This window comes from Stenotrophomonas sp. PS02297 (assembly GCF_029959705.1).
Lineage (GTDB): Bacteria > Pseudomonadota > Gammaproteobacteria > Xanthomonadales > Xanthomonadaceae > Stenotrophomonas > Stenotrophomonas nitritireducens.
The window spans coordinates 1-4,082 of record NZ_JASCOS010000198.1 but is presented as its reverse complement, the minus strand read 5'-3'; the positions used below and the strand labels follow the sequence as shown (position 1 = coordinate 4,082).

Sequence of the window (4,082 nt, the reverse complement as noted above, 5' to 3'; positions counted from 1 at the left end):
CGGCCCGTCCGGCTCCATGCCGGGCGGGCCGCGGTCCATTACGCATTCAACGCAAGCGGAGAGCAGGGCATGAGTTCGAACGATGCGGTGCTGTCGGTCCGGGAAAAGCTTGGCTACAGCCTGGGCGACCTGGCCGCCAACCTGATCTTCCAGACGCTGGTCACCTTCCTGGCGTTCTTCTACACCGACGTCTACCGCATCCCCGCCTCCAGCGCGGCCACCATCATCTTCGTCGCCGGCCTGCTCGGCGCCTTCGTGTTCACGCCCACGGTGGCGCTGCTGGCCGACCGCACCCACAGCCGCTGGGGCAAGTTCCGTCCCTGGATCCTGTGGACGGCGGTGCCGTTCGGCGTGCTTTCGCTGCTGGCCTTCAGTACCCCGGACCTCGGTGCGCAGGGCAAGATCTCCTACGCGGCGGCTACCTACATCCTGCTGGTGCTGGTCTATGCCGCCAACAACCTGCCCTATTCGGCGCTGAGCGGCGTGCTCACCGGCAGCATGGCCCAGCGCAACAGCCTGTCGGCCTATCGTTTCGTGGCGGTGATGATCGCCCAGCTGATCGTGCAGTCGCTGCTGCTGCCGCTGGTGCTGATCCTCGGCGACGGCGACCGCGTGCGCGGTTTCCACAACGCGATGCTGTTGTTCGCCGGGGTCGGCACGCTGTTCTTCCTGATCACCTTCTTCACCACCCGCGAGCGGGTACTGCCGGCGCCGGAGCAGAAATCCAGCATCCGCCAGGACCTGGCCGATCTGGCGCGCAACCGGCCCTGGATGGTGATCCTGCTGCTGACCGTGCTGGTGTTCACCACCCTGGCGCTCAAGGGCGGCATGTACATCTACTACTTCCAGTACTACCTCCATGCCGATGCGCTGGCCGGATTCCTCGACGACATCGGCTTCAACCGCCTGATCGCCGGATTGAACGCGCTGCTGTCCAGCGTCGGCCTGACCGGGTTCCGCTGGCCGGAGGACGCGCCGACCTCGGCCTTCAGCCTGTTCAACGCCGGTGGCATCGTCTTCATGATCGTCGGCATCGGCTTCTCCAAGCGCCTGGCCGACCGCTTCGGCAAGCGCGACGTGTTCGCCGCCGCGCTGTTCGTCTCCACGCTGTTCATGCTGGCCTTCTACGCGTTCCCGCCGGACCGGATCGGGCTGGTGTTCGGCGCGCAGATCCTGCACGGCTTCTTCTACGGCATCACCATCCCGCTGCTGTGGGCGATGGTCGCCGACGTGGCCGACTACTCGGAATGGAAGAACCACCGGCGCGCCACCGCCATCGTCTTCTCCGCCATCCTGTGCGGCCTGAAGCTGGGCCTGAGCGTGGGCGGCGCACTGGTCGCCGGCATCCTCGCCCACTACGGCTACGACGCGGCGCAGACGCTGCAGTCGACCGGCGCCATCGCCGGCATCCGCCTGTCCATCAGCCTGTACTGCTCGCTGCCCTTCCTGGTCGGCGTGGCGCTGCTGTTCTTCTACGAAATCAACAAGCCGCTGGAGACGCGGATCGAACGCGAGCTGGCCGCACGCCGCGCCGCGCCGTCCGCCTGAGCCCGCCCCCCGCACAAGGAACATCCATGGCAGACCTTGAATACACCGAGGCCGAGCTGTCGGCGTTGGCCGCAAAAGCCATTTCCCAACCGCTGGTCACCCACATCCACACCGCCGACCCGTCGGCGCATGTGTTCGACGGCAGGCTTTACCTCTATCCGTCCCACGACATCGACGGCGGCACGGCCTTCGACGACGAAGGCGGCCATTTCCGGATGCAGGACTACCACGTGTTCCGCCAGGACTCGCCGCAATCGCCGGCGGTCGACTGCGGCGTGGCCCTGCACGTGGACGACGTACCGTGGGCTGCCGGGCAGATGTGGGCGCCGGACGCGGCGACGCGCGACGGCCGGTACTACCTGTATTTCCCGGCCAAGCGCGCCGACGGCATCTTCCAGATCGGTGTGGCCGTGGGCGAGCGCCCGGAGGGTCCGTTCCGGGCCGAACCCGAGCCCATCGCCGGCACCTATTCGATTGACCCCGCGGTATTCGCCGACGCCGATGGCGGGCACTACCTCTACTTCGGCGGCATCTGGGGCGGGCAGATGCAGAAGTACCGCGACAACCGCTACGACCCGGCGCACGAGGAACCGGCCGCCGACGAACCCGCGCTCGGGCCGCGCGTGGCGCGCCTGACGGCGGACATGAAGCAGCTCGCCGAGCCGACGCGCGAAGTGCTTATCGTGGACGGGGACGGCAATCCACTGCTGGCCGGAGATCACGAGCGCCGCTATTTCGAAGGTCCGTGGCTGCACGTCCACCAGGGCCGCTACTACCTGTCCTATTCCACCGGCGACACCCACCTGCTGTGCTACGCCATCGGCGACAACCCCTACGGGCCGTTCGTGTACCAGGGCGTCATCCTGACCCCGGTGATCGGCTGGACCACGCACCATTCCATCATCGAGTTCGACGGCCGCTGGTGGCTGTACTACCACGACGCCATCCTGTCCGGCGGCGTGACCCATCTGCGCAACATCAAGGTCACCGAACTGCACCACGACGCCGACGGCAGGATCGCTACCCTGCACCCCTATGGCGGATGAGCCGGCGGCGGACGCTGCGCTGCGGCCATTGGCACCGGGCCGGCTGATCCGGCTCGGCGGACCGGCGTTGAGCGTGGACGTCGCGCCGGAAGCCGGCGGGCGCATCGCGCAGATCCATTACCAGGGCGTGCCCTGGCTGGTCGGCCACGACGAAACCCCGGCCGCGATCGGCTGGGGCTGCTACCCGATGCTGCCGTGGGCCGGGCGCATCCGCGATGGCCGCTTCCGCTTCGATGGCCGCAACCATCGGCTGCCGTCCAATCTTGGCGCCCACGCCATCCATGGTGTCGGTTTCGTGCTGCCGTGGCATGTCCGGAGGCAGTCGATGGCCGCCATCGAACTGGTACTGCCTTTGCCCGAGGACGAGCGCTGGCCCTTCGGCGGCGTTGCCACCCAACGCATCGCCATCAGCAGGCATGGCCTGCGTCTGCACCTGTCGGTAGAAGCCGGCCCGCAACCGATGCCGCTGCCCGTCATCGGCTGGCATCCCTGGTTCCGCAAGCCTGATGCGCTGGATTTCGCGCCGGACGCCTGTTTCCCGCGCGACAGCGCGGGGATCGCGATACCGCCTCCAGGCGCGGTGCCATGCGGCCCGTGGGACGACTGCTTCCTCAACCATCGGCCGGTGCTGCTGCATCGCCGGCAACAGACCCTGCGGCTGCGCTCGAGCTGCACACACTGGGTGGTATTCGACGAACCGGCGCATGCCACCTGCGTCGAGCCGCAGACCGCGCCACCGGACGCGTTCAACCTGTATCCGGACCGTCGCCTGGCGCCCGGCGCCACGATCTCGGCAGGGTTCCGGCTGCGTTGGTCATGCGCGCCCGCCGCGCGATGACGAGCGCCTGCGCGGCTTGTATGCTGCGGCGATGCAATCGCCCCCGGCCCCCGAAGAAATCGCCCAGCGCCTTGTCGCGCTCAAGGCCGAACATCGCAGCCTGGACGAACGCATAGCGAAACTGGCGGCCAACCCGGACGACGACCTGGAAGCCAAGCGCCTGAAGAAGCGCAAGCTGCAGCTCAAGGACTGCATCGCGCAACTGGAAAGCATGCTGATCCCCGACGAGCCGGCCTGAATTCCGACGCCGGCGCGGGCACATGCCCGGTACGTGTTCCCGATCCATCCGGCGGCCGTGACCTGCAGATGCCCCATGCAGACTGGCTGGAAAGCATCCGCAGGCAGGCCCGCTTCCGCAAAGCCGGTGTCCCTGTTCTCAGGCCATGTAGTGGTCGATGGCCCGGCTCGCTTCCAGCAACAATGCGCCGCATTGCCGCCGCTAGGCCTGGATAGCGGCGGTCTTCCTTCCGGTTCCCAGCAACGCCCTCACTTCATCCGAAGGTTCGGGCAATGTGGAAATGCTGCGCGGCTTCGCGCGCACGACATGTACCGCCGCCAGCGAGCAGACAATCGCCACCGCCGCGAAAAGGCCGGTCCGCCACATCGCCGCCTCCCCTTCCTTCGTTGCGTCGCGGCGGGCTCTTTCAGCC

The 4,082-nt window shown here is 67.6% G+C and carries 5 protein-coding genes; 4 read left to right on the top strand and 1 reads right to left on the bottom strand.

The annotated features are described in order from the left end of the window. The first annotated feature begins 69 nt into the window (after positions 1 to 69). From QMX80_RS18680 to QMX80_RS18665, 4 genes are read left to right on the top strand one after another with little or no spacing between them, the layout of a single operon-like run. Entirely contained in the window at positions 70 to 1,548 is a 1,479-nt protein-coding gene (locus QMX80_RS18680; protein WP_282278679.1) for an MFS transporter, read from the top strand. A gap of 26 nt (positions 1,549 to 1,574) precedes the next feature. Continuing rightward, the gene (locus QMX80_RS18675; RefSeq protein ID WP_282278678.1) at positions 1,575 to 2,594 is read left to right on the top strand and encodes a glycoside hydrolase family 43 protein; all 1,020 of its coding nucleotides are present in this window, start codon (positions 1,575 to 1,577) and stop codon (positions 2,592 to 2,594) included. Next, positions 2,584 to 3,432 carry an aldose epimerase gene (locus tag QMX80_RS18670; protein WP_282278677.1) on the top strand — a complete coding sequence of 283 codons (849 nt, stop codon included), beginning with the start codon at positions 2,584 to 2,586 and terminating at the stop codon, positions 3,430 to 3,432. Before QMX80_RS18675 ends, QMX80_RS18670 begins: the two co-directional genes overlap by 11 nt. A 31-nt stretch (positions 3,433 to 3,463) precedes the next feature. Further along, positions 3,464 to 3,670, top strand: a complete 207-nt coding sequence (locus tag QMX80_RS18665; RefSeq protein WP_055768860.1) for a YdcH family protein — start codon at positions 3,464 to 3,466, stop codon at positions 3,668 to 3,670. 201 nt (positions 3,671 to 3,871) lie between these two features. Here QMX80_RS18665 and QMX80_RS18660 read toward each other — a convergent pair. Next, positions 3,872 to 4,082: hypothetical protein (locus tag QMX80_RS18660; RefSeq protein WP_282278676.1), on the bottom strand; the 211-nt coding region annotated here is incomplete at its 5' end.

What these genes read in the sequence shown, in the direction of transcription:
- QMX80_RS18670 (WP_282278677.1), top strand. Translation starts at nt 2,584, where the DNA reads ATGGCGGATGAGCCGGCGGCGGACGCTGCGCTGCGGCCATTGGCACCG.
- QMX80_RS18675 (WP_282278678.1), top strand. Translation starts at nt 1,575, where the DNA reads ATGGCAGACCTTGAATACACCGAGGCCGAGCTGTCGGCGTTGGCCGCA.
- QMX80_RS18680 (WP_282278679.1), top strand. Translation starts at nt 70, where the DNA reads ATGAGTTCGAACGATGCGGTGCTGTCGGTCCGGGAAAAGCTTGGCTAC.
- QMX80_RS18665 (WP_055768860.1), top strand. Translation starts at nt 3,464, where the DNA reads ATGCAATCGCCCCCGGCCCCCGAAGAAATCGCCCAGCGCCTTGTCGCG.